The 23845-nt window shown below is 67.5% G+C and carries 19 protein-coding genes and 1 pseudogene; 12 read left to right on the forward strand and 8 right to left on the reverse strand.

Annotated elements, in window-relative coordinates; all coding sequences use genetic code 11:
- The first annotated feature begins 95 nt into the window (after positions 1–95).
- The 6 genes from ACJ512_RS01920 to ACJ512_RS01945 all read left to right on the forward strand — a co-directional run bounded on the left by ACJ512_RS01920 (position 96) and on the right by ACJ512_RS01945 (position 8522).
- Positions 96–1769, forward strand: coding sequence for a hypothetical protein (locus tag ACJ512_RS01920; RefSeq protein WP_407687337.1), 1674 nt, complete (start codon positions 96–98; stop codon positions 1767–1769).
- A gap of 167 nt (positions 1770–1936) precedes the next feature.
- Positions 1937–3349: a tyrosine-protein kinase domain-containing protein gene (locus ACJ512_RS01925; protein WP_407687320.1), complete on the forward strand. Its 1413-nt coding sequence runs from the start codon at positions 1937–1939 to the stop codon at positions 3347–3349.
- A gap of 2 nt (positions 3350–3351) precedes the next feature.
- Complete coding sequence (locus ACJ512_RS01930; RefSeq protein ID WP_407687319.1) at positions 3352–4830, forward strand: O-antigen ligase family protein; 1479 nt, start codon at positions 3352–3354, stop codon at positions 4828–4830.
- Positions 4831–4895: 65 nt separating this feature from the next.
- Positions 4896–5906 carry a glycosyltransferase family 4 protein gene (locus ACJ512_RS01935; protein WP_407687336.1) on the forward strand — a complete coding sequence of 337 codons (1011 nt, stop codon included), beginning with the start codon at positions 4896–4898 and terminating at the stop codon, positions 5904–5906.
- 16 nt (positions 5907–5922) lie between these two features.
- Positions 5923–6849 carry an aldo/keto reductase gene (locus tag ACJ512_RS01940; RefSeq protein ID WP_407687335.1) on the forward strand — a complete coding sequence of 309 codons (927 nt, stop codon included), beginning with the start codon at positions 5923–5925 and terminating at the stop codon, positions 6847–6849.
- The gene (locus ACJ512_RS01945) at positions 6846–8522 is read left to right on the forward strand and encodes an FAD-dependent oxidoreductase (RefSeq protein WP_407687318.1); all 1677 of its coding nucleotides are present in this window, start codon (positions 6846–6848) and stop codon (positions 8520–8522) included. The genes ACJ512_RS01940 and ACJ512_RS01945 overlap by 4 nt, the downstream gene beginning before the upstream one ends.
- Before the next feature lie 12 nt (positions 8523–8534).
- Here ACJ512_RS01945 and ACJ512_RS01950 read toward each other — a convergent pair whose 3' ends face one another.
- Both ACJ512_RS01950 and ACJ512_RS01955 read right to left on the reverse strand, forming a co-directional pair.
- A complete protein-coding gene (locus tag ACJ512_RS01950; RefSeq protein WP_407687317.1) occupies positions 8535–9410 on the reverse strand; it encodes a hypothetical protein in 876 nt (291 codons plus the stop codon).
- The gene (locus tag ACJ512_RS01955) at positions 9407–10528 is read right to left on the reverse strand and encodes a Gfo/Idh/MocA family protein (protein WP_407687316.1); all 1122 of its coding nucleotides are present in this window, start codon (positions 10526–10528) and stop codon (positions 9407–9409) included. The genes ACJ512_RS01950 and ACJ512_RS01955 overlap by 4 nt, the downstream gene beginning before the upstream one ends.
- 439 nt (positions 10529–10967) lie before the next feature.
- On the opposite strand from ACJ512_RS01955, the gene ACJ512_RS01960 reads away from it, so the two are divergent.
- Both ACJ512_RS01960 and ACJ512_RS01965 read left to right on the forward strand, forming a co-directional pair.
- Positions 10968–11375 carry a UDP-N-acetylglucosamine--LPS N-acetylglucosamine transferase gene (locus ACJ512_RS01960; protein WP_407687315.1) on the forward strand — a complete coding sequence of 136 codons (408 nt, stop codon included), beginning with the start codon at positions 10968–10970 and terminating at the stop codon, positions 11373–11375.
- Entirely contained in the window at positions 11372–11899 is a 528-nt protein-coding gene (locus tag ACJ512_RS01965) for a glycosyltransferase (protein ID WP_407687314.1), read from the forward strand. The genes ACJ512_RS01960 and ACJ512_RS01965 overlap by 4 nt, the downstream gene beginning before the upstream one ends.
- Before the next feature lie 18 nt (positions 11900–11917).
- Here ACJ512_RS01965 and ACJ512_RS01970 read toward each other — a convergent pair whose 3' ends face one another.
- The 4 genes from ACJ512_RS01970 to ACJ512_RS01985 are packed head-to-tail and all read right to left on the reverse strand — an operon-like array spanning position 11918 to position 17041.
- Positions 11918–12961, reverse strand: coding sequence for a glycosyltransferase (locus ACJ512_RS01970; protein ID WP_407687334.1), 1044 nt, complete (start codon positions 12959–12961; stop codon positions 11918–11920).
- 11 nt (positions 12962–12972) lie between these two features.
- Entirely contained in the window at positions 12973–14952 is a 1980-nt protein-coding gene (locus tag ACJ512_RS01975) for a glycosyltransferase (RefSeq protein ID WP_407687313.1), read from the reverse strand.
- Between the two features lie 56 nt (positions 14953–15008).
- Positions 15009–15584, reverse strand: coding sequence for a serine O-acetyltransferase (locus tag ACJ512_RS01980; RefSeq protein WP_461479946.1), 576 nt, complete (start codon positions 15582–15584; stop codon positions 15009–15011).
- Positions 15581–17041: an oligosaccharide flippase family protein gene (locus ACJ512_RS01985; protein ID WP_407687311.1), complete on the reverse strand. Its 1461-nt coding sequence runs from the start codon at positions 17039–17041 to the stop codon at positions 15581–15583. The genes ACJ512_RS01980 and ACJ512_RS01985 overlap by 4 nt, the downstream gene beginning before the upstream one ends.
- Positions 17042–17630: 589 nt before the next feature.
- On the opposite strand from ACJ512_RS01985, the gene ACJ512_RS01990 reads away from it, so the two are divergent.
- Genes ACJ512_RS01990 through ACJ512_RS02005 form a run of 4 tightly spaced genes read left to right on the forward strand, consistent with a single transcriptional unit; the run spans position 17631 to position 21836 of the window.
- Positions 17631–19619, forward strand: coding sequence for a hypothetical protein (locus ACJ512_RS01990; RefSeq protein ID WP_407687333.1), 1989 nt, complete (start codon positions 17631–17633; stop codon positions 19617–19619).
- 11 nt (positions 19620–19630) lie between these two features.
- The gene (locus ACJ512_RS01995; RefSeq protein WP_407687310.1) at positions 19631–20647 is read left to right on the forward strand and encodes a GHMP family kinase ATP-binding protein; all 1017 of its coding nucleotides are present in this window, start codon (positions 19631–19633) and stop codon (positions 20645–20647) included.
- Positions 20635–21252 (forward strand): D-sedoheptulose-7-phosphate isomerase, encoded by a 618-nt coding sequence (locus ACJ512_RS02000; protein ID WP_407687309.1) that lies wholly within the window; start codon positions 20635–20637, stop codon positions 21250–21252. Before ACJ512_RS01995 ends, ACJ512_RS02000 begins: the two co-directional genes overlap by 13 nt.
- A gap of 2 nt (positions 21253–21254) precedes the next feature.
- Positions 21255–21836, forward strand: a complete 582-nt coding sequence (locus ACJ512_RS02005; RefSeq protein WP_407687308.1) for a D-glycero-alpha-D-manno-heptose-1,7-bisphosphate 7-phosphatase — start codon at positions 21255–21257, stop codon at positions 21834–21836.
- 11 nt (positions 21837–21847) lie between these two features.
- Here ACJ512_RS02005 and ACJ512_RS02010 read toward each other — a convergent pair whose 3' ends face one another.
- A complete protein-coding gene (locus tag ACJ512_RS02010) occupies positions 21848–22651 on the reverse strand; it encodes an FkbM family methyltransferase (protein WP_407687307.1) in 804 nt (267 codons plus the stop codon).
- Positions 22652–22711: 60 nt separating this feature from the next.
- Positions 22712–23627: pseudogene (locus ACJ512_RS02015) on the reverse strand (IS982 family transposase).
- Positions 23628–23845 lie beyond the last annotated feature (218 nt).

Here is a 23845-nt window from a genome sequence, read left to right on the forward strand (position 1 = left end):
GCATTGCGAGGCGAAAAATGAACTTGGCCGGTTGCCGGACGCGCATTGTTGCGCTTCTGCGTGGGGGGGACGGGAGAGTGGCGTCGGCTGTGGCCGTGTGCACGGCGCTGGTTCTGGCCGGCTGCGGAGGCCACATCCACTACTTGCCGTTGTCCGCGGTGGGCGTCGAGTCCGCGCCGTCGCGCGCGCCGGCCGATCCGGACACAGCGCTCGTCGGGCGTGACATACCCAATCCGCTGCGGGGCCAATACGAAGATCTCTTGCAACCGCTTTTCCCCCAGGGCAATCCCGCGCAGCGGCGGTATCCGTCGTGGCCCGCGGCGCACGACGCGGGTTTGCGCGTCTCCTGGCGGCAGTTGCAGCCCACCGATCCGCGTGCGTTGCCGCCCGATGCGCCAGATGATCGCAAGTTCGACTTCAGCGTGATCGACAATGCGCTGCAGACACTGGGCAACCGCAACATGCGGCTGATGCTCCGGGTGTATGCCTATAACTCGTGTTGCGACGACCACTACCCGAACCACACGAACATCGCCGTTCCCGATTGGGTGGCGGCCATTCCTGGCGCAACCACCAGGTATCCCGGGCCACCGAACAGTCCCGAAGCCTGGATAACGCAGGTGGTGCCGAACTGGAACAACCCCGATTACCTCAGCGGCTTTTCCGGGCTGCTGGCCGCGCTCGGCCGACGCTACGACCGAGACGAGCGGCTGAGCGTGTTCGAGTTCTCCGGGTACGGGGACTTCAGCGAAAACCACGTCACCTACTTGCGAGACTCGCTGGGTGCGCCCGGTCCGGCGCCGGGCGACAGCGTCGCGGAACTGGGGTATTACAGCCAGTTCCGCGACCAGAGCATCACCGCCGACTCCATTCGGCGGCTCGTCGCCGCCAACGTTGACGCCTTCGGCCATACCCAACTCGTGGTCACCCCCCAGAATCCGGAGATCGTCCGCGAACTGCTTTCCGACCAGGTCACGAATAGACTGTCCACGCCCGTCGGCATCCGCTCGGATTGCCTTGGCACTTACTCGCCGTTGCCGGTATGGGCCGAGTCCGGCGCCTCCCCGTATGTGCAGACCGGCGACCCGGTCGTCGCGGCGATCAGGCAGCGGCTGGCGACGGCGCCGGTGATCACCGAATGGTGCCAGCTACTGCTCGACGAAATCCCCCGGTCCTATTACGAGAAAGCCCTGCACGACGTCGTCAATTACCACGTTTCGATGACGGCGAGCTTCAATTTTCCGGACCGGGAATCCACCTCCCCGATGGCCGCCGACCTGTATGCGCTGTGGGCGCAGGCCAACGCCGCCGCCGGCTACCGATACACGGTGGATGCCCGGCCCGGGTCGCAATCGGTACGTGCCGCGGCCGCGACCGTAGCGGTCACCTGGGCCAACTACGGTTCCGCCGCCGCCACGGAGCGATGGGTCCCGGTCTACCGGCTGGTCGATTCCTCCGGCGCGGTGGTGCGCACTCTGCCGGCAGCGGTCAACCTCAACAGGCTCGTCCGTGACGGCCTGAGCCCATCACCTCACGAAGTCCTGGCGCCGTCTGCCACCGAGTCGGTCCGCCTCGACCTGACGGGCCTGGCGCCGGGGCGCTACACGATGCGCGCCGCGGTGAAGTGGAAACAGCACAAGCCCGGCGCCTCCCATGTGGTGAACTACCCCCCGATGGTGTTGGCGCGCGACGGCCGCGACGACGCCGGGAGCTATCCCGTCGCAACGCTCGACATACCCCGCGACGTACCCGCTCTCGCCCACCCCTGAGCGGCTTGGCTGGTCGTGGTTGCTGGCTTGAGGGGGCGGACGTCCGGATTGCGATTCGGAGGCTGCGGCGTGACGATTCTTGCTAACCTGCGATGTGCTTTGCTCGGCGGGTAAGGCGCAAACGGGATTGATGTTGTGTCGCACCGTCGGCTTAGAAAGGCTCGTGGATGGATTTCCGCACCTTCGTCCGGATTCTCCTTGCGCACTGGAAACTCGCCATGGGTGCGCTCCTGGCCTGTATGGTCGGCGCCGTCGTCGTCACGCTGTTGCAGACGAAGCACTACCAGTCGTCGGCCACGGTTCTGGTCTCCTTTTCCGGTGCCACTGATCTGAGCGAGTTGTACAGCGGCACGACGGCCGCGCAGGAGTGGCTGTCCTCGTACGCCCAGATCGCCGGCGGGCGCACCGTGATCGAGCACGCGATCAGTCAGCTTCAGGTCCCGTTGAACGCCGACGACGTGCTGAGCCAAACCAAGGTGAAGTACACCCCCAAGTCGATGCTTCTCACGATCAACGTTCAGGACACCGATCCACGGCGCGCTGCGGCGCTGGCGGGGGCGATGGCCGATCAGTTCAGCATTTTCGTCGCGACGCTCGGGACAAGTCTGCGGCCCGGTGGCACGACTACGACGCCGGCCCAGGCGCAGGACCTGCCCGCGATGGTAGGGCCGGCGGGCAAGGCGTTGCCGGCGGCTCGGGCGAAGGTGGTGGAGCCGCCCCGGGTCCCCGACAGTCCGGTTTCGCCGGCGCCGTTGCGCAACATGGTGATCGGGATCATCGCCGGGGTGCTCCTCGGCGTCGCGGTGGCGCTGACCCGCGACGTCAGCGATCGCACCGTGCGCACCCGCGAGAAGCTGGAAGAGCTTTCCGGTTTGCCGACCCTGGCCGAGCTACCCGGGACTCGTGGCGCGGCACCGCGGTTCGGCACGAACGCCGCGTTCGACGACGCCGTGCGTGACATGCGCGCGCGGCTGCGCCGGGCGATCGGACCGGAAGCACGCCGCGTCCTGGTGACGGCGCCGTTCGGCGGCGAGGGAACGACAACGACGGTGCTGAACCTGTCGCGGGCATTCGCCGAGGTCGGCGAAGACGTGCTGGTCGTCGAGGGCGATACGCGCCGCTCGGTGATCGCCGGTTTGCTCAATGTGACGTCGGGGGAGGGGTTGGCCAGCGCGCTGGCCAACCCCGAGATCGCCATGGAGGCCGTGAAGCCGACGCCCATCGAGAAGCTGTTCGTTCTCGCTTCGCGGATGGTCCGCCGCGACGCCCCGTCCTGCAGCGCCTTTCCGCCCGAGGTCGTCGACCATGTGCTGGCGGACCTGTCGTCGCGTTTCGACCGGGTGCTCATCGACGGCCCCCCGGTCTTGGCGACCGTCGACACCGCTCTGCTGGCCGGCGCCGTGCAGGCGACCGTGCTGGTCGTGCGGGCGAGGCGCACCACCGACGACGAACTCAAGGACGCGCTGACCGCTCTGCGCGCGGCACACACCGAGATCGTCGGGACCGTGCTGACCGACGCCCGACCGTCCTTCCGCAACGTGGCAGCCGGGCGCAACTATCGGGCCAAGGTCCGAGGCTAAGGGTGATCTTCTACCTGCAGAGGCGCCATCGCCTGGCGACGAATGCGGCCGCGCTGGCGGTGTTCGTGTTCGGGTGCTTCGTGTTCGGTGTGTTCTCGGTGCGCAGAACCACCGAGGGAGTGTTGCTGGTCGCCGCGCTGTTCTGCGTGGTCGTGTACTGGGTGAAACCTGAAGGGATGGTGGGGGTCACGCTGTTCGGGGCGTTTGCGGCGCTGCCGCAGGGATTGCACGTAGGCAAAGTCTTTGGCCCCGTGACGATCTTCGCGTATCAATTGGCCGCGGTGCTGGCGATCTGCTACCTGCTGCCGGCTGTCAGAATGCGACGATCCGATTTCCTGTTGCCGGGAATGCTCACGCTGATGGTGGTCTTCTCCACGGTGGTCGGATTCGAGACCGGAAGCGACGCCAAGTTGGTGATGCGTGAATCGACGACGATGCTCGAAATGATCGTCGGATTCGTGCTGGCCTTATTCGTCGTCTACGGCAACTACATCACATGGGCGATCCGCGTGATGGCTGTGACACTGTGGTTCTCGGCGGGCATGGCGATAGTGAGCTCGTTTCATGCCATCCGCCTAGCCGGCCGGGCGGAGACCCTGCGAGGGACCGGCGCCGGTCAGGCTCTCCGCATCATCCTCACCACCCAGACGCCGGCCACCGCCGTGATATGCGCACTGATCGCCGCCGCGATCATCGGCCGGCTTAGGCGCGCAACGTTTTTCGCGTTGGGCGTGCCCGCGTTGATCATCGCGTTTCTGGCCTTCACCCGTAACACGCTCATCGCCATGGCAGTGTCCGCCGGCGTGGCCCTAATTGGCGGCTTGAGCTGGTCGACCCTGCGCCGGACGGTCATGGTTGTGGCGGTCGCCGCGGCGGCCGTCGCGGTGACCGTACCGGGATCGCTGTTTTTGCTGCACGACACGGCGGCCGGGGGCTGGCTCAACGATCAGCTCTCTGTGTTCAATCAGCGGGTCCTCGGCGGCGTCTCGGAAAGTGCTCTCGCCGTGGACGAATCGACGCAGGAACGACTGCGTGAGGACGCCCTGCTCAACCATGAGATCGCCCGGGCGCCGGTGTTCGGCCACGGTCTGGGCTACGCCTATCAGCCCCCGAAAGGGGAGGGCGATGACGAGTTCAACTGGACCTACTACCCCGCCTACTCGCACAACTTCTACCTCTGGTGGTTGGCCAAGGCCGGGGCGGTCGGCATGGCGGCCTTCGTCGTCTTCGCGCTGACGCCCCTGTTCGCGGCGCTGCGGCGGGCGTCGGCGCCGGCGAAGATCAGCGCCGCGGCCAGCGCCGGCCTCCTGGCGATCTCAGCCGTCTGGCCGTTGCCGGAGATGCCCCCGGACGCTCTGGCGGTGGGGTTGGCCCTGGGAGCGGCGATGGCGTTCGCCGGCCTGCGGCGCGGGGTCCGGGATGCGGGCCAGCCAGACGCCGACCGGACGCCGGAGCCGATCGGCGCGACCACAGCCGGTTGAATACCGACGTGGCTTATCTCGACCGGGTGGCCGGTTTGCCGGGAGACCCGCGAGGGCCGCAAACGATCACGGTGATCCACGTGGGGCCCGACCGATACAGCGTGGGCGGGACCCAGTCGGTAATCCGGGTCATTCACGACAACAAGATCGGCGCCGACGAGGTCCGGGTTCTTTCGACGTGGAACGGGCCGCATCAGGCGAGGAACCTGCTGCTGACCGCGCGTGCCGCGGCGGCGTTGGCGCGTGTCCCGCGCACCACCATCGCGCACTTTCACATCTCGCACGGCGGGGCGTGGCTGCGCGAAGGATCATTGCTGCGACTGGCGAAGGCTCGCGGGTTACCGGTGCTCGTCACCGTCCACGGCTTCGATTTCCCCGAGTTCGCCCGGTCGCACCCCCGTTTTGTGGGTGCCACGTTGCGCCACGCCGGCCACGTGATCGTCTTGTCGGAGGACGCCCGCGCGGCCGTTGCCGAGGTGGCACCCTCGGTGCCGACCTCGCTCGTGGCGAACCCTGTGGTGATCGACCGAGACGCGCCCAAGGCCGGCTCGACGCCACTGGTGGTGCTCTTCGCGGGCGCCGTCGGCCTCCGCAAGGGCGTCGATACCCTCGTCGCGGCCTGGCGGTTACTTGTCGCCGAGGGCGTCGAAGGTCGTTGCCGAATAGTCGGTCCCAGAGAGGATTACACCCCGCCCCCGACGGAGCGGCTTTCGCTCGAGGGGCCGGTGCATCCGGACGCGGTCCGCGAATTGATCCGGTCGGCCCGAGTGGTTGTGCTTCCGTCGCGCGCTGAAGCGATGCCGCTGATCGTGACCGAGGCCCTCGCCGGCGCGCGACCGGCCGTGGCCACTCCCGTTGCGGGCATCCCGGCGATCGTGCCGGACCCGGCGATGCTCGTGCCCGTCGATGATGCGCCCGCGCTGGCCGCGGCGATCGCCCGGTACCTGCGCGATCCGGACCTGGCTGAGCTCGACGGGCTGCGGGGTCAAGCGCACATTGCGGCCACACGCAGCCCCGAAGTCATCGGCGCGCAGTTGCGCACGATCTACGAGAGCCTCGACGGTGCAGCGGGTTGAGCTTCCGGGACCCCGGCTGACGGTGAGTGTGGTCGGCTTCGGCTGCGGCGGCTTGATGCGGTCGCCGTCCCGCAAGGAACGCATGGCCGTGCTCGGCAGCGCCGTGGACAACGGCATCACCCACTTCGACACCGCGCGGATGTACGGCCTGGGAATGGCGGAGGCCGAGCTGGGCGTGTTCTTGCGCGCGGTGGGGCGCGACGCGGTCACGGTCGCCACCAAGTTCGGCATCGACGTCGGCGGAGCGGCAGGCCGCCTCGCCCGGTTTCAGGCCCCGGCGCGGGCGGTGCTGAAACGAGCCCCCGCGCTGCGGCGCGCGGTCAAGCGTCAGCACCAACCCGCCGGCAGCGCGCGACGGTACGACGCCGCCGTCGCGGCCCGCAGCCTCGACCGGAGCCTCGCCGCGCTCGGCGTCGACTACATCGACATTCTGTTCGTGCATGCTCCCCGGCCCGGGGACACGGTGGCGGCCGGAGAACTCCGCGAGTTCTTCGAGCGCGCGCGTCGGCAGGGCAAGATCCGCGCTTGGGGTGTCTCCCAGGACGAGGGGCTCGAGGTGGATTTCGCGCAGGCTTTCGCCCCCGAGGGGGTGAGTCAACTTCGCAGCGATCTGCTCGATCCCTCGCCGCGTCCCGCGGACATCGCGTTCGGCGTGCTGAGCGGGCCGTTGGCGACGCTCTCAGCGGCGTTGCGGGCGGATGCGCGGTTGGCCGGCCGATGGCGCGAAGTCCTCCAAGTCGATCCGCTGACCCCCGGCGTGCTCCCGAGGCTGATCGTTGGATCCGCCGCGACGGCAACGGGTTGCCGCGCGACGCTTTACAGCACCACCGATCCGCGCCGGGTCGCCGAAGCGGCGGGCGCCGTCGCGGCGCCGCCGGAGGCGGAGACCTTGACGCGATTTCTCGCCCTCGTCGAGAAGTTCCGCAAGGGTGCCGCCCCATGATCCGTGGTCCGGACCAGTTCGCCGCGGGCACGACGATCGAAACCGACGTCGCGATCGTCGGCGCGGGTCCGATCGGCATCGTGATTGCGCTGGAACTCGCGAAATCGGGCGTGCGGGTGGCGCTGATCGAAAGCGGTCTGCGGCGCGCGGACCGGGCGGCCCAGGAACTGGCGATGTTCGATTCGCGCCAAGACGACTACTTCCATGCGCGCAGCGGGCTGACCGTCCGTCGGCAGGTCGGGGGCGCCTCGGCGCTCTGGGGCGGGCGCTGCGTCAAGTTCGACCCCATCGACTTCGAAAACCGGCCGATCACCGCGGCGGCGCCGTGGCCGCTCGGGCACGACGATGTCGAGCCCTACCTGCAGAGGGCCTGCGATTGGGCGGCGTGCGGTCGGGCGGTCTTCAACGCGCGCGAGATTCCGGAACTCGCGCATAACGACATGATCGACGGGCTCCCCGACGGCGTGGTGCGCACGACCGACCTCGAACGCTGGGCTTTGCCGACGCGCTTCGGGCGCGAGTACCGCGCCGCGTTGCGGGACGCACCCCGGCTCACTCTGTGGTCCGGCCTCACCTGCACCGAGATCGTGACGGCAGAAGGCGGCGACTCCGTCGACCACCTCGTCGTCAAGAGGCTCGATGGCCGCGAGGGGCGAGTCATGGCGACCGACTACGTCGTCGCGACCGGGGGTGTGGAGGCGACCCGCCTGCTGCTGGCATCCAACCGCCACCATCCCGCGGGGCTGGGAAACGCCGGCGGACACCTGGGGCGCTGGTACATGGCCCACGTCGAGGGCCGGGTCGCGCGCGTGCATTTCAGCACCGACAAGATCATCTACGAACATGAGCGAGACGGCGAGGGCGTGTACGTTCGCCGGCGTTTCACGTTCAGTCCGTGCCTGCAGCGCGAACTGGGCATGCCGAATGCCGCCGTCTGGTTGGTGAACCCGCCGATCAGCGACCCGGCGCACGGCAGCGGCATCTTGTCGGGCGTCTACCTCACCCTGATCTCGCCGCTTGGGCGTTTCCTGCTCGCGGAGGCGATTCGCGAGGCGCACACCAAGACGGACGCTTCGCCCCGGGTCCTCGCGCACCTGCGCAACATTGTGCGAGACCTGATCCCCTCGGTCCGGTTCGCGGTCACCTTCTGCTACGCGCGGTTCCTCCGCAAGGGCCGCAAGGCGCCGGGCTTCTTCGTGAAGACCGCCGACAACAGCTATCTGCTGCACTACCACGGCGAGCATCTTCCCCACCGGGAGAGCCGGGTCGAACTGACCGACGAACGCGACGCGCTCGGCATGCGCAGGATCCGCACCCACCTGCACTTCCGCGACGCGGACTACCAAAGCGTGCGCAAGGCCATCACCCTGATCGACGAGCACCTCCGCCAGCACGGCGCCGGACACGTGGAGTGGCTGACCGACGACGCCGAGGGCTCGGTGCGCGCGTTCATGGCGGGGAATGCCGGCTTCCACCAGGCCGGAACGACCCGGATGTCCGAGACGGCCGAGGGCGGGGTGGTGGATCCGCACCTGCAGGTCCACGGCGTGCGCAGGCTCTACATCGCCAGCACGTCGGTCCTTCCGACCTCGAGCCAAGCCAACCCCACGCTGCTCGGGATAGCGCTGGGCGTCCGACTCGCCGAGCGCCTGGCGGCGGCCCGAACGCCCTGATCTACCAACGAATCACGTTGGCACTTGCCACAGTTCGTCGATCAGCGACTTCGTCTGCGCGATGTGGGCACGGCTGGAAGCCCCGAATACGATCGACTGGATCTGCGGTTGCCGGCAGACGTAATCGATGGCCTCGCGGGGCGGGATTGCGCCCGAGGCGAAGACGGACATCGCGATCACCCGGCAGCGCTTTTCGCGGATCGTCTTCTCGTAAAGCTCCGTGCCCCCGCACATCCGGAAGCCGATCTTGTTGATGTTGGCGCAGACGATGGGGTTGTCTATGCCTTGTCCCTCGAGCACGTCGAGAAGGCGCGGGAGGTTCATCGTGATGAAGCCCGGCTCGGCGTTGTACCTGAGCTTCACGTGGTCGCAGAAGAGCGGGAAGATCTCGTCCATTCCGAGGCCGAGGAGCAAGTCGGTGACGATGTTCTGGATGAAGATGACCGGCGTCGAAAGCCCGGCGTACATCTTCATCTCGGCGTCGACGAGGAGCTGCATCATCGACTCGACGTCCTTGGTGGCCAGCGCCACACCACCCTTGAACATCGACCGGACGGCGCCGGTGTCCGGAAGGAACCGCCGCAGCGCCTCGACCATCCCGAACTCGGTCACGGCGTTGGCGTATTTGTGCGCGTAGGGCATGCACGGGTAGAAGACGTAATCGGGATATTCGGCGCTGTTGGCGCGGAAGTGATCGCAGATTTCGCCGACGCGATCGTGGGTCGTGCAGACGAACGTGCGGATGCCTTCCCGGTAGGCGTCGTCGAGCGTCGCGAGAATGGCGGGGAGGCGCTGGAAGCGCATCGCCTGTTCGCGCGCCTTCTCCTCGGACATGTGGTTGACGCCGAAGAACTGGTTGTCCCCGAAAAGCACCCGGTCCATGGTCAATGCGCCGCGGTGGCGCGTCTCGCGAAGCGCGCGACGATCTCGCGGCGCAACGAGACGCGCACGGACCCGCCCTCCGCCGGCGGCGATGGCGCCGCGGGGCGCGCGCTGAGCGCGGTGCCCGCGATCATGTCGACCACGCGATCGACGTCGAGCGCCGAGCGAAATGTGTTCTCGCCGTTGACCCGATTGGTCTTCACGCTCTCGGCGAAGTAGTCGATCTGCGCCGAGTACTCCTCGCCGCGCAGGTAAAACCAGACCTCCTCGGTGAGGTCCGTCGTGTACCGGGAGGTCCAGCCCGTCCCGAGCTCGGGGAGTCCGGGATGCGGTTCCCGCAGATAGATCCGGCACTCCTGGCGGTCGGCGGTGATGCGGCCGTTTGTCCCCCACACCGACACCTTGACCGACATTTTGCGATAGCTCTCGTCGCTCCAGTTCACGCACAGCTGGCCGCTTGCGCCGTTGGGATAGCGCGTCGTGCAGTAGACCTCGTCGTCGACGTCGCGCGAGTAAATACTGTGGCGGACGACTCCGTCGACCGCATGCGGCACGCCGGCGATGAAGTTCATCAGGTCGATGGCATGACACGCGTAGTCGTAGAGGGCGCCGCCGCCTTCGGACTTCACCCCGCGCCACGTGCTGCCCTTCTGGCGCAGCACGACGGGGCCGTATGCCTCCGCGCGCACGTGGTCGACGCGCCCGAGGGCACCCGATGCGACGATCCGTGCCGCTTCCCGGAACGCGCCGACGAAGCGGTAGTGGTAGCCGACCTGAGTGACGAGCTGACGGCTTTCCGCCAGGGCAACCAGGTGTTCGCCATCGCGCACGTCGAGGACGAACGGCTTCTCGCAGAAGACATGCGCCCCGCTCATGAGGGCCTTCTCGACCAGCGGCGCGTGCAGCCGCGACGGGACGGCGATGACCACCGCATCGGGCCGGGTCTCCGCCAGCATCCGGTCTACGTCGTCGTAGCACGAAAGACCGGTGTATTTGCCCAGGACGTCGCGCACGTATCCGGCCGAATCGCAGGCACCCACCACGTCGAGGTCCGGATGCGTACCGAGGATCGCGAGGTGCGACAGACCCATCTTGCCCAGGCCGACGACGGTCGTCCGAATCATTGTCTGCGCCTCTCAGTCTTCTTTCGAGTCCCGGATCGGCGATGTGTACAGCTACCGTGTCGAGCCGGAGCAGCAAGAAGGATTGCATACTTCTCAGCGCGGGGCTAATGATTCCGTCTTTTCGGCGGTCTCTTTGCCGTCGGCAGTCTCCGCAGATGGCGCGTATGCCGCGAAGACAGTGGGCGGCTTTTCCCAGGCACGGTGCGCTGCGCTGCAATATTTCTCGCCGTGCGCGCGGGCAATTCCGATAACGCTGTGAGGCGATGCCACGTTTCACTACCATGAGCCTGCCCTTGTTCAATGCGTCGGAGGGGAGAGGTCGATCGTCCGCTTCAAGTTCGGTAAAGCCAGATTTGCCTTTGCGGACGGCTGCATCGCCGCGCACGGAAGCCCTGGCCGCCTTCTCCTTATCTCGTCATCGGGCGGGCATATCTACGAGATGTTCTGCCTGCGGGACTTCTGGCAGGACAAGGATCGGTACTGGGTGAGCTTCGGGACCGCCGACGCCCGATACCTGCTGCGTGAAGAGGAGGAGGTTTACTGGGCGGCGCACCCCACCGTCCGCAATGTCCCCAATTTGCTGCGCAACCTGGTGCTGGCATTGCGACTCCTGATCCGGCGTCGGCCCGCGATGATCCTGACCACCGGTTCGGGCGTGGCGGCCCCTTTCCTCTGGCTGGCTTGGCCGTTGCGGATTCCCACCGTTTTCGTCGAGTCCATCACCCGCATCACCGAGTTGTCGCTCACCGCGCGGATGGTGAAGCCCTTCGCCTCCCGTTTCCTGGTGCAATGGCCCGAATTGGCCGACCAAATTCCCGGCACGGAGTACCACGGGCGGATCGTGTGATCTTCGTGATGATGGGCATGGAGGTGCATCCCTTCGACCGGCTGGCACGCGCGATCGACGAGTTGGCCTGGGCCGGTGCGGTCGGCGACGATTTCTCGTTGCAGCTCGGAAACTGCACATACGAGCCGCGCCACGCCCGGTTCGAGCGCTTCCTTTCCTACGGGGACGTCTGCGAGCAGATCCGGCGCGCCGCTGTGGTCGTCACCCACGCCGGCGCGGGATCGGCCCTGCTGTGCATCGAGTTGGGGAGGTGCCCGGTGATCGTCCCCCGTCGCTCGTCGCGCGGGGAGCACGTCGACGAGCACCAGCTGCCGTTCGCCGAGAAACTGGAGGCCGCCGGCCTGGCGACCGTGGTCACCGAAATGGAGGAGCTACCGGCGGCCATCGCGGCGGCTCGGTCCCGGTCCGCTCCGCCCGACGTGCTGGGCCGGGCACGCGAGCTGACCGGGTGGTTGGAGACGTATTGGCGGGGCCTTGCGCGCGGGCGGGCCGCGCCGTCGTTGGGTGCGGGGCCTAAAAGCTAATCGCGCCAGTCGATCCGGTCAACACCGCTGGGCCAGCACCTCTGCGACGATCTCCAGGAGACGCTCCGCGACCATGTCGACGGCGCACCGGCGCGCGTAGTGGCGCGTCGCGGCGGCCCCGCGCTCCGCCGCGACGGACGGATCCGCCAAGGCGTCGAACGCGGCGGCGAGACCGGCAACGTCGTCGACACCGACCGGCGGGCAGCCCGGCGGCTGGTATTCGGGCAGGGCGCCGGCGGTGGACACGATCGGCATGACGCCCAGCTGCATGGACAGCACCTGCACGCCGCTTTGCGAGGCGCGCCGATAGTGCGTGACCGAGCCCTTCGCGGCGGCGAGTGTGGGGATGACATCGGCGTAGCGGTAGCTACCGGTGCGCCACACGGTGTGTTCCGGTAGGGCGCCGGCGTCCAGCTCTCCGGCGCCGATGAGCACCAGGTTGTCGCCGCACCAGCCACCGCCGCCGGCATGTCGCCGCCAGGCCTCGAGCACCAAGCCGAGGTTCTTGTAGGGGTTGAGCCGGCCGAACATGACAAAGTCGTGCCGGCCTTCGGGCCCCACGAACGGCGGAACCCGGTCCAGGTCGAGGTCGCTGGCAAGCGGGACCACGTGCACCCGTGTGCCGGCAACGTCGCGGCGCGTGGCGACGGCGGTGGCGACGTACTCGCTGTAGGTGATCGTCGCCGCCGAACGCGCGCCCCACCGGTCCAGCACCGCGAGTTCGTAGGCCGCCTGCTGTTCGCCGGGGTCGTGCGGACGGTCGTCGTGCACGATCTGAATGCGGGGAGTCAGCCCCGCCAGCACCATCCAGCGTGGGTCCCTGACCAGTTCGGTGAGCACGATGTCGGGCCGGAACTCGCGGATGCGGCGCCAGGCCTTCAGGGTCGGGAGCCAGGTCGCTGCCGTGCGGAACCGCGGATCCAGCACCAACTCGTAGTCACGTGCGGCGTCGGACTCCGGGTGTTGATCGGAGGTCACCAGCAGCACGTCGGCTCCTCGCCGCTGCATCGCCTCGGCCTGCACGCGCACCGCCGGGCGCGTCCACGGCGAAAACCACAGCACCCGAGGCGAACTCACAGCACTGCCTCGATCGCAGCCAGGTAGGCGTCGGTCATGGCCTCCACCGTGTAGTGCTTGCGCATGCGCTCGTAGCCGCGTCGTCCGACCGTCGGCAGTGCGGCGGAATCCGCCAGTATCCGGGCCAGGTGCTCCCGCCACCCTGACATCGACACGGGCTCGACAACGAACCCCGCCCTGCCGAAGTCCAGTATTTCCGGAACCGCGCAAATCGCCGACGCCGCGACCGGTACCGCACGCGCCATCGCCTCCACGATCACCAGCGGGAACGCCTCCGAGCGGCTGGGAACGCAAAGCAGATCGGCGTCGGCCAGCGCGGGGCCGGGGCCGGCCGACCACCCGCGCCACTGCACCCGCTCGCGCAACCCGGCGGGCGTACGCGCCTCTAGCCACTCCCGATCGGGGCCGTCCCCGAAAATCGAGAGCCGCCAGGGCAGGTCGACCAGCGTCGCGAGCGCTTCGATCAGCAGATGCGGGTTCTTGTGCTCGACGATGCGCGAGAGCATCACCAAGTGCGGCGGCGCATCGGCGGCCCGGATGCGCGGGCCGGGGTCGCCGCTCGCCACGACGCCGTTGGGTGCGACGAATCGGCGTCCCCGGAGCCTATGCTGCGCGGTCAGCATGTCCCAATGCCGTTGGGCCAGAACGATGAAACCATCCGCGCGACGCATGGCGGCGGTCAGCGGCCGCGAGTAGACGGGCCGGTCCTCCTCTGGGGGGACATGCGGCGCGGCCAGCCAGCGCCGGCCGGTGCCGGCTCCGCGCCACAGCGTGCCGAATCCCGTTTCGGTGTTGGTGTCGCCGGTGATGAGCACTGCCGGGCCCTCGGGAATGCCGACGATCGGCGCCCACCAGGGCCGGCGCACCACGCGCACGGTGTCCGGGATTTCCCGGATGATCGGCCCGAACCGCTGCAGGCAGACGATGGTGACCGAGTAGCCGCGGCGGTTCAACTCCGTTGCCAACAAAGCTTTTTGGCGTTCGGCTCCCCCGTAGACCAGGCGGTTGGTGGTGATCACGATCGACGGCAGGTTTGTGCGGCCCCGGCCGGTGCCGGCGAGCGTCGGCGCCGCACCGCCCCCGGACCGCTGCCGTCGCTCCAGCAGTGCGGCGCCGGCCAGGTAAGCGTCCGCCCGATGGACGCCGACCTGATGTTCGAGCAGCAGCGCGGCACTCGCGCGCGCCAAGTCGCGACCTCGGGAGCGCTCGGCGGCCGCGGCGACGGCCGGTCCAGCGCGGTCGACGCCGAGCTCGTCGGCCAGCAGAACCCGCCAACCTGCCGCGCGGGCACGGGCCTGCCAGTCGGCCGCCGCACCGTAGTCGTAGAACTCCTCGTCGAAGCCGCCTGCGGCGTTCCAGGCCGCGCGGCTGATCGCCAGGCAGCTGCCGCCCAGCTGTCCGTCGATGCTTTGCGACTCGGGCGGTTGGCGGGCGAAGAGCTCGGAAACCGGTGCGCCGCGTAGCGAATTCGAGCGCTCGGCGGCCGCGGTCAGCGACCGGACCAGAGTCGGGCGCCGGGTCGCGACGTCCCACGGCCGGCGGCCGGATGCGCTGTCGTCACCCGCCATGGGCGCAACCGCGGCCACTCGCGGTTGGCGAAGCAACTCCCGGGTCCGGGCCAACGGCCCCAGCAGGCGGGCGCCGGCGTCGAGGAACAGCAGGTCGGCGTCGCTCGGCGCGTGCTCTACCAGCGCGTTGACGGCCGCGGCGAAGCCGAGGTCCGCCGGCCCCGTCACCCAGCGCGCCTTCGGATAGCGGGCGGCCAGTTCCTCGCGGCGCCGGATTTCCCCGGCGTTGTCCGCGTGCACGTAGACCGGCAGCTCGGGCAGATGCTCGCCGACGCTGCGGAGGCACGCATCGAGCGCGTCGCGACAGTCGTGGTGCACGATCAGCACCGCGAGCGACCGCTTGGTCGGCAGGGCGGCCGTGCCGCCGACCGGGCGCCTGAGATAGGCCCGGTCCATTTCACGGGTCATGTCGCCGGCCGATTGCGCCGCAACGGGGCATCGGCCGCAGCAATGAAGAAAATCGGCTAATCCTCCGTGGTCGGCGTGATCGGCGTGGTCGGCGTGTTCGGGCGGCGGTCACGGACGATTCGGGCCGGATAGCCGGCGACGTCGACATCGTCGGGCACCGATTTGGTGACAACCGCACCCGGGCGGATGGCGACGCGGTCACCGACGTCGGCGCCCAGCACCATGGCCATGGGCGAGATGAAAACATCGTCGCCGACGGTCGGGTAGTGACCAGGGCGCCCCTCACCGATCGTCACGCCGTGGTGAATCCGGCAATTCGCGCCGACCCGGGCCTTGTAGTGCACGACCACCAAGCCGGCGTGAGCGATCGACAGGCCCGGGCCGAAGACGTTGCGCGGGATGTCGAAGCCGAGCCTCTCACCCAAGAGCTTGGTTCGCAGCCTCAGATACGCGGCGACGATGTGTCCTGCCGGCGTCCGGGCAGTGTTGGTCCAATACTCAGATTTGCGCAGCAGGCGCTGAAAATGGGCCGGGCGCTCCAAGATCCGGTGACGCAGTCGCCAACGCGGTAGGCCGTATGCTGTCAAGTCCGCAGCCAGGTACGCGCGCAGGTCCTCGCGAGTCCTGATCATGTCGGCTGTTTTCGGCGCACGGCGGCCAACGTCGACCAGGAGAGGGGGCCGACCGCCGCGCTGGTGGCCAGGTAGACGACAGCGGCAGCCGTCAGCACCACAACCACGTGGTGGCCCCAGAGCAGCAGCGTGACGACGACGCTCGCTCCCGTCGGAATCAGCAGCCGCAGCAAGAACACCACCGGCGTACGGTAGCCGCACCGACGGCGCAACCACCAACTGGAAACCACCATGTTGAACAGCTCCGTGCATACCAGCGCGACGCCGGGTCCGACGGCGCCGTAACGCCCGGCCAATGCCAGATTGAGCGACACGTTGAGCGCGAGGGTGGCAACCGTCAACCAGAACAAGACGTGCTGGAAATGCGCGGCGACCAACCCCTGCCCCAGGGTGCCCCCGACGATCCGCAGGGCCGCCGCGACGAACAACAAGGCCAGCGTCGGCGTCCCGCGCTCGACGAACGCCTTGTCGCCGAAGAACCCGATCAACGGGCCCGCCAGCAGCACGCCGACCACCGCGACGGGCGCCGCCACGAAGCACATCAGCTCGACGCTGCGGCGCAAGAAGCCGGCGAACGCGGCGACGTCACGGGAAAACAGCCCGGTGGCCGTCGACAGCGTCGACTTGAGGAACACCAGGGAGACCACGACGGTGTTGAACGCAATCGTGAAAGCCAACCCGTAGACGCCTACCTCGGAGTGGGTGCTCAACAGCGACAGGATCACGCCGTCGGCGCGACAGTACAAGAATCCGACCACCAGGAATCCGATCAGCGGCAGGCTTTCCAGTAACAGGTCGGCCGCCTCCCGCGGCGCGAAGACCGGACGCACGGAAATGTGCCGCATCGCCGCGCTGCCCTGAATCAGCAGAGCGACGGTGGGTGGGATGAGCTGCGCGACGGCGAACCAGATGACGTCGGACCGCGCGACAACCAGGTAGGCGACCATGGCCAGGGTGCCCAGCCGGCCGACGAGGTCCGAGATGGCCACGGCGGTGAACCGCACGGTGGCGAGAAAAACCGGCTCGAAGCGCGTCGTCATGGTTTGCAGCAGTAGGCCGCCGGACAGCACCACGAGCATCACCCGCACGTCGGCGTCGCGATAGACGAGCAGCCCCGACCCGGCGGCCAGCGCCGCCAGCGGAACGCAGTACACCAGGGCCATGGCGCTGTTGACGCGCACCAGGCGCTCGAGGTCGCCGCGGCCGGAGGCCACGCGTCGCACGATCACGGTGGCGGTGCCGAGATCGGCCAGGCTGGTCCACATCGCGATGAAAAGAACCGCGATGGCGAGCTGGCCGTAGCGCCCCGGGCCCAGGTAGCGAGCCGTCATCGCCACCGAAACCACTGAGGCCAGCATTCCCATTGCGCGGCCGATCAATTGGATCGAGAAGGCGTGAGCCATCCGGGCGAGAGGCACCGATGGGATGACCGCGGCCTGTATCGTCGGCTCAGACATGGCCGGTGGGCACCTAGTGTGCGCCGTGGCGTGTTGAGACGGGGGCCACCGCCTCGGCGATGCTCGCCCGATCAACCGCCGTCGAACACTCGGCGACACAGGAGATATCGAGCCGGAACACCGACACAATCTAACACGTCCAATAACATCGGCCTGGTTTGCTGTGGATCACTCCGACGGCTCGGTCGGCGCGTTTCGCGGGGGGCCGCAGACCTCGGCGATAAGCTGTCGCGTCCGGGAATACGCGGTAGCCGCAAAGCGCAGGATTCGGCGCGGTCCCGCGGCCCGGCGCCAACGGATGGCTGATTCTGGAGACACCGTCTCCCGCCGCATGCGCGCCCCTGCCCTGGGCGGCGTCCCACGGGCAGGTTGCCTGCTCACATGCTCCCCGTCCCCTCGGTGGACGCGTGCTTTTCGGGCGCCGGGCTCTTTCGCCGGGGCCCGCGTGGATTCGTCGAGGAGCCCGGCATCGGCCCCCGGAATTCGTTGAAAGCCAGGCGATTGCCCCGAGCACGGCGGCGGCGAAAGGGCCGATCCCGCGGTCCGCCGTTTGAAGTATTCGGTTGCCGGTGGTGATTCGCTGGCGACAATGCATACTGTTGCGGTGACGTTGTGGAGATGGCCGGGCAAAGCCTTCGCACTGGCCGGTGTGGTGGGACTGCTGGTGATCAGCGCTCCGGCTTCGAGTGCGCTCGGCGACCCGGGCACGGTCGTCGAGGCGCCGACGATGGCTTTGAAGGACATCGGGTCCACGGACGTGTTGACGTTCTGGGGCCTGACAACGAGCCAGCAGTTGACCGTGCCGGTCCTGCACGGGCTGACGCCGACCGCCCTGAACGCGAACGTGGAAGTGCCGATCAACCTGCGGTCGGGATTGCTCACCGTCACCCAGGGCGAGCGCACCATCGCGAGGGTGGGCCTGCCCACCAAGGATCAAGATTCCATTGTCATCCCACTGGAGGGAGCGGAAGTCTACGACAACTCGGTCACGGTGACGATGCGCTCGTACCTGGTGCCGTTGGAGGGCTTCTGCCTCTACCCGGAAAGCCCGCTGCGTCTGGTCAACGGGACGGTCAACTACGCCGGCGTGGAACAGCCGCCCACCACGGTGGCGCATTTCCTGCCGCCCGTGCTGCGGAAGTTGACCATCTTCCTGCCGCAGTCGCCATCGACGGCTGAATCCGACACGGCAATTCGAGTGGCCACCCTCGCGGCAGCGCATTACGGCGGGCAGGACCCGGAGATCGTGCTGGCCGCGTTGACCGAGGGACAGGCGGCGCCACCGACGCCTCCGCAACCGCTGGAACGCCAGATCGTGGTGAAAGAGGGTTCGGACAGCGGCCTTTCGTTGCAGGGCGCTGTCGGTGTGCCGTGGCTGCTGATCACCGAGCCGTCTGGACGAACTGACGATTCGGACACGGCTCTACTTTTCAATGACTTGTCACAGCTTGCCCTTTCGTCCAAGGCTGTCGCGCAGTCCTTTAAGCCCGATCAGCACCTGCCCGGCAACACCGCCACCTTGCGTGAGCTCGGGAAGGCGGTCGCCGAGGACACTTCGCTGCAGCCGCGGGTGGCGATCGGCCTGGATCAGACCCGTTTCGGCAGAGCCGTCCACGGGATGCGCGTGCATTTGCAGGGCTCCTACACCCCGACGCCCGCCAATGTCGCCGGGCAGATTTCCGTCACGATCGGTCAGGAGACCATCGACCACTGGCCGACCGACGGCCATGGCACCGTCGACCGCTGGGTCGATGTGCCGGATCGGCTCTTGCAGCGATACACAACGCTTGAAGTGGTGCTGGATGTCCCGGGAAACGTGGGGCATTGCGGGGATTTCTACACCGCCGGTTTTGGCAACCAACTACTCAAGTTGACCATCAACGGTGACAGCACGGTGGAGAGCGGCCTCGCCGCGCCGCCGGTGCCGGATGGCATGCAATCGATGCCGCAGGCGCTGATGCCGCGGGTGCAGGTGGGCATCGCGCCGCACTCGTTGAGCGACACCGAGCGCGCGATCGAGATCATGGTGAACCTGCAGCGAATGAGCTCGATACCGATCCAGACGACGGTCACCACCGTGCAACACGCGATCGATTCGCCCGATCCCGCGATCGTGATTTCCCCAGACGGGTGGAACCACCCCGATGTCGTGCTTCCGGTATCCGCGGGGCCCAGCGGGCCGATCACCGTCAACGCCGTCGAGTCCGGTGGCAAGCCGACCACGCTCGTGCTGGACCCGACACTGCAGTATGCCTCTCTGCAAACGGTTTTCAGCCGCGGCCGGTCCCTGCTGATCGCGACGTCCAACGGGGCGTCGGACAAACTCGACGAGCTTCTCCAATGGCTCAACGGCGACAACAAGCGTTGGCAGCGACTCGAGGGCGTCGCGGTGGTCTTCGTACCCGGCCAGGACCCGGTGAGCGTGAACCACCCGAACGTCCCCGGTGGTGGCCCGGCCGTGGCGGCCGGAAGTCACTCGGACCTGAGCTGGCTGTGGTGGCTCGGCGCCGGATGGCTTGCTGTCGCCGTCGTCGGCACCGGAGTGATCTTGGTGCGCACCAGGCGGATCCGGCGCTAACAGGAAGCCCCATGACCAGGCCACGATTCCGCGCACGTGCGCCGTTGCGGATATCGTTCGCAGGGGGTGGCACCGACGTGCCGCCTTTCCCGTCCGACGAGGGTGGCTGTGTCCTCTCGGCGACCATCGACCGCTACGCCTACGGTTCCCTCGACCCGCGCACCGATCGCATGGTCACGATCGAGTCGGTGGACTTCAAGACCACTACCGAGATGACGCTCGACGGGGAAATCCTCAACGACGGCAGCCTCGATCTCATCAAGAGCGCCGTGCGTCGGTTTGGTCGTGAGGGCACGGACGGCTATGACCTGGTCCTGCGGTCGAGCGCTCCGCCTGGCTCGGGACTGGGTTCGTCCTCGACGATGATGGTCGCGCTCACGGGCTTGCTCGCCCAGCACTACGGGGTGCCCCTCGGTGAGTACGAGACCGCCGAACTCGCCTTCACCATCGAACGCGGGGACCTGGGCATCACGGGCGGCATGCAGGACCTGTATGCGGCAACGTTCGGCGGATTCAACTTCATCGAGTTCACCGACCATGTGATCGTCAATCCACTGCGCATCCGCGAGGAGATCGCTTTGGAACTCGAACTCAGCCTGTTGCTGTGTTTCACGGGCATGACGCGGGATTCGGCGCGGGTGATCGAGGACCAAACGCGCCGCGCCACCACGGGCGTGGCGGACACCCTCGCCGGCTTGCGGGCACAGAAGGAACTGGCGGTCGCCATGAAGGCCGCACTGCTGACCGGCAAGCTGCACGAGTTCGGTGTGCTGCTGGGCGAGGCGTGGAGCCAGAAGAAGCGCATGTCGCCCTACATCACGAACGAGCGCATCGACGGGCTCTACGATCTCGCCCTGCGCCACGGCGCGCTGGGCGGCAAGCTCACCGGAGCCGGCGGTGGCGGCTACATTCTGTTGTTCTGCGACTTCGCCAAGAAGCACCGACTCATCGAAGCGCTCGAGCATGCCGGGGCCGCCGCAAGCGAGTTCGCTTTCGAGAGCAGAGGATTGACGACATGGCCGGCATGAGCCCAGCGGATGTGGTCGCGCCGAGCGTGGAGACGGCCAGGGAGCGGTTGGCCGAATCGATTGCCGTCAAACAGCAGATGCTGTTGGGCGACTGTGCCGCCCAGACGGTCGAGGTGGCGCGGGTGATGATCAGCTGCCTGCGCTCCGGTGGAAAAGTGATCTTCTTCGGCAACGGTGGATCCGCCCAAGACGCGGGCCATCTGGCCGCTGAGCTCATGGGCCGCTTCGCTTTTGACCGTCCGGGTCTTGCCGCGATCAGTCTTCCGGACGCCACGGCGGCGATGACGGCGATCGCCAACGACTACTCTTACGAAGAGGTGTTCACACGCCAGTTACTCGCCGCCGGACGCCGAGGAGACGTGGTGGTCGCACTGAGCACGTCGGGTAACTCACCCAATGTGGTCCGCGCGCTGGAGACTTCCGGCCAAGCCGAGATGGCCACCGTGGCGCTGACCGGTGCACGCGGCGGGAAGGTGGCCGACCTGGCCGACATCTGCATCCGGGTGCCGAGCCACGATACCGGCCGGGTTCAAGAGGCGTGCCTGCACCTGGGCCACACGATCTGCGAGATGGTCGAAGCGGCCCTGTTTCCCAGGCCATCCTGACCATGGCGGCGCTCGATCTGTGCAACGTGCGGACTGTTTTCCTGGACCGGGACGGGACGATCAACGTCAAGCCCGCGGCGGGCGAATACGTCACATCGCCGGCAGAGTTGGTGCTGTTGCCGGGTGCGGCCAAGGCGGTGGCCGCATTGAACGCGGCCGGCCTACGTACCGTGCTGGTGACCAACCAACGTTGGCTCTCGCAACAACGCGATCCGGCCCGTTTCGCCGCGATCCAGAAGCGTCTGGAACAGCTCCTGGCCGACGAGGGCGCCCGGCTTGACGCCGCCTATCACTGTCCCCATGCGGCGGACAGCTGCGAATGCCGCAAACCCGCTGCCGGCATGTTGTTGCAGGCGGCTCGAGAGCACGGTCTGAATCTGGCCGAATCGGTGATGATCGGTGACAGCGACGCCGACGTGACGGCGGGCCGTTCGGCCGGTGCTGCGACGATCCTGCTCCGCGCCGGCGGTGAAGAGTCCTCCGGCGCCGGCGCCGGCGCCGGCGTCGTGGTCGAGGACCTCCCCGCCGCCGTGCGGCTCATCTTGACCGCTCTGCAGTGGGCGCACCCATCCTCGTCCGATTAGCATGCCGGCCCCTAGGACAACTGGGCGCGCTCGGGGAAGAAGGCGAAGTTATTGACGTAGGGACCGTGCGCCGCCCAGCCGTCCTGCCGGCCGCCGACGTTCGCGGGGTTCTGGTGCCGGGCCGGATCGAACTCCGCGATGGACCGTCGGCCGTCACCGGGGTCGAAGTAACCCGCGTAGCCGAGGCGGGTCAGCAACGCGGTGATCTCGCCGACGGCGTGGGGATGATGGCGTTCCTCGGCTTCCACCAGGATGACCGGCCGATTGCGCACGAGTGTGTCTGTGGCTCCGCGCAGCACGGCCAGTTCGTGGCCCTCCACGTCGATTTTGATCAGGCCGACGTCGTCTAGGTGGAGATCGTCAAGAAGTATCACCGGAACGACGATGCTGTGGACCGCATCGCGATTCACGTCGCTCAGGGCATTGTCGGTGTCGATCGTGCTGCGGCCCGGGTCGGCTTCGACCACTCGCATGGCCGCCACGCCGGGTTTGTCCGACAGCGCCACCGCTTCCACGCGGACCGGGGCGCCGACCGCATCGAACATCGATGCTAGGTCCCGGGCTTGCGCCGCGCGGGGTTCGAACGCGATCACCGAGCGCGACCATGCCAGCATCGCGATCGTGAACTCGCCGACATCGGCCCCGATGTCCAGCGAGATCCGGTTCGGATCGCACAACGAAGCCACGAGTCGTACGTCCGGACGGAACTGCCCCAGGCGTTGCAGGATGCGATATCTTCGCCGCCAGAACAGGCGCGGTGCGAGAGCCTTTGCCGCCGGGGCGAGCCAACGTTTAGCCGAGTGTGCGACGGGCATACGCGGTGGTCTCCTGTGCGATGTGCAGAGTCATCAGCCTAGATGAGTGATTCCAAGGGGTCAGTGGTCGTAGGCGGTCAGTGATCGCAGGACGGGTTGGCTGGAGTGGTCGTTGTGCCAGATCGCGGCGGTGAGGGCGAGGACGCGTTGCAGGACGCGGGCGGCGACTCCCGCGATCGTACGCCCGCCGTGGCGTTCGAGGTCCAATTGGGCTTTGAGCGTGTTGTTGATGGATTCGATGCCGTAGCGTTTTGAAAAACCGTTGTCCGGCAGGAGGTTTCTCGCCCTTGCGGGCCGGCCGCAGCAAGGTGACCCCCTTGCTGGCAAGCTCGGTTTCGAACTGTTTGCCGTAGTAGTTCTTGTCCGCCATTAGCTGTTGGTTGGGGCGGGCGGCCAGCAGGGCAGGATCGGCATCGAGCATGCCCAGCAGCGTTTCGCGTTCGTCGGCCTTGGCCCCGGTGAGCGCGAACGCGACCGGCAGCCCCGCCGGAGTGCACAGCAGGTGCAGTCGCAGGCCCCAGAAGTACCGTGAGTGCGACGCGCAGTACCCGTACTCCGCCCAGCCTGCCAGATCGGCGCGTTTGGCAGTCTCTCGTGAGCGCCCGCACTCCACCAGGGTGGAGTCCACGACCCACACGTCGTCGGCTGACGGCGAGCAGCACTCGACCAGATGCGCGAACACTGCGCGCAGCATCCCGGCCGCTGCCCTGACACGCTTGTTGTAGCCGGATTGTGTTGGTAGATCCGGAAACATCCCACGCAGATGGGTATTCGCATAGCGCAACCACCGCGCCTGGGAAGTAAAGCCGAGCAATGCCTGCATCACCATCAACGTGACCAGTTCGGCGTCAGACAGTCGCGGCTTGAGTCCCACCTTCGGCCGCCACGGCCGGTGTTGCGGATTGTCTGCGAGATAATCGTGGGTCGTCACGTACAGTGCGGTTGCGAGGGTGTCGGCGTCCACTTCGGCCTCCAGTGCCAGGTTGGGTTTGCAACGCCAATCCTGGACACCCTCCACCCGCAATTCACAGCAGCCACACCAGTAACCCCCCTTGGAATTACTCATCTAGCCAAATTGACCTTGTGGTCGCCCGTTCCGGGGTGAAAATGGTGTGGTGGTCGCCTTGCGACGCCGTCGCTCTATGGTCCTTGCAGGCCGTCGTCTAGCCGGGTGCTGGGATCGCGTTGTGGGCC

This window comes from Mycobacterium cajalii (genome assembly GCF_045809005.2).
Lineage (GTDB): Bacteria > Actinomycetota > Actinomycetes > Mycobacteriales > Mycobacteriaceae > Mycobacterium.

Coding starts and splice junctions, on each gene's coding strand:
- ACJ512_RS02010 (WP_407687307.1), bottom strand. CDS start 22,651: ATGCCCGTCGCACACTCGGCTAAACGTTGGCTCGCCCCGGCGGCAAAG.
- ACJ512_RS01995 (WP_407687310.1), top strand. CDS start 19,631: ATGACCAGGCCACGATTCCGCGCACGTGCGCCGTTGCGGATATCGTTC.
- ACJ512_RS01975 (WP_407687313.1), bottom strand. CDS start 14,952: ATGACCCGTGAAATGGACCGGGCCTATCTCAGGCGCCCGGTCGGCGGC.
- ACJ512_RS01990 (WP_407687333.1), top strand. CDS start 17,631: ATGCATACTGTTGCGGTGACGTTGTGGAGATGGCCGGGCAAAGCCTTC.
- ACJ512_RS02000 (WP_407687309.1), top strand. CDS start 20,635: ATGGCCGGCATGAGCCCAGCGGATGTGGTCGCGCCGAGCGTGGAGACG.
- ACJ512_RS02005 (WP_407687308.1), top strand. CDS start 21,255: ATGGCGGCGCTCGATCTGTGCAACGTGCGGACTGTTTTCCTGGACCGG.
- ACJ512_RS01980 (WP_461479946.1), bottom strand. CDS start 15,584: ATGATCAGGACTCGCGAGGACCTGCGCGCGTACCTGGCTGCGGACTTG.
- ACJ512_RS01955 (WP_407687316.1), bottom strand. CDS start 10,528: ATGATTCGGACGACCGTCGTCGGCCTGGGCAAGATGGGTCTGTCGCAC.
- ACJ512_RS01945 (WP_407687318.1), top strand. CDS start 6,846: ATGATCCGTGGTCCGGACCAGTTCGCCGCGGGCACGACGATCGAAACC.
- ACJ512_RS01960 (WP_407687315.1), top strand. CDS start 10,968: ATGTTCTGCCTGCGGGACTTCTGGCAGGACAAGGATCGGTACTGGGTG.
- ACJ512_RS01925 (WP_407687320.1), top strand. CDS start 1,937: ATGGATTTCCGCACCTTCGTCCGGATTCTCCTTGCGCACTGGAAACTC.
- ACJ512_RS01985 (WP_407687311.1), bottom strand. CDS start 17,041: ATGTCTGAGCCGACGATACAGGCCGCGGTCATCCCATCGGTGCCTCTC.